This window comes from Photorhabdus sp. RM323S (genome assembly GCF_042879375.1).
GTDB classification, from domain to species: Bacteria; Pseudomonadota; Gammaproteobacteria; order Enterobacterales; family Enterobacteriaceae; genus Photorhabdus; species Photorhabdus tasmaniensis.
On sequence record NZ_JBHFKZ010000176.1, the window covers coordinates 1 to 767 of the forward strand.

General features: G+C 49.9%; 1 protein-coding gene. It reads right to left on the reverse strand.

Translation table 11 applies throughout. The annotated features are described in order from the left end of the window. Positions 1 to 767 (reverse strand): DUF3383 family protein (locus ACGF7G_RS22535; protein ID WP_387468518.1); only part of this gene is annotated, 767 nt, incomplete at both ends.

Here is a 767-nt window from a genome sequence, read left to right on the forward strand (position 1 = left end):
GATTGCTCAACATTGGTGAGTAAACGGGTAACTCCTGCATCGGTCTGTGGGATCTTGCCAGTGCTGGTGTAAAGCAGGTTATAAAGATTGTTCTGAACGTAGTTCTGTAACCAGTCCAGACCGTGGCGCTCATCGATGAAATCCCCGTTCGCCATGACGCCTTCCTGAATGATGGCCGTGTCGTTGTTGTATTTGACAAAAACATTGCCGTTTTTCTTCTTCAAGGCGTTAGCCTGAGTGGCAGTCAGACTTTCGGCGGTTACAGCGGGCTCCTGCTTGAATTTCAAGGTAATGGTGGTGTTATTGCCGTTGAAATTCACCGTAAACATCCGCCCCATCAGAGATGCAGCGGTATACGGTTTACCGGATGAATATTGCCAGAGCGTGCGCTGATAGTTTCCACCTTTCAGCTTTGAGCCGATATCAGTGTCAATATCAGTATCCAATGCATCTGTTTTCTGTGCTGTATGTCCATAAATACGGGACACAGACGCGGACTCGATGTAATCAGCCACAGACAAAACATCTTCATCCGTCAGAGAGTTATCAGCGATAACCAACCCGTACCAACCACTGGACACCGCCCCCAGTGTCGCTACCGCCTCAGCAATCGTTTCTGCTTTGGCGGGTTCGATAGCGGTGGCACCCGATCCTTCGTCCAGTTTTAACAGGTCGCCGATATAAGTCCCCGCGCTAGCGGATGAGGCATAACCCATCGTACCCGATGCTTGCAATGAAATAACGAAACGGGAGGTATCCCACGTCAC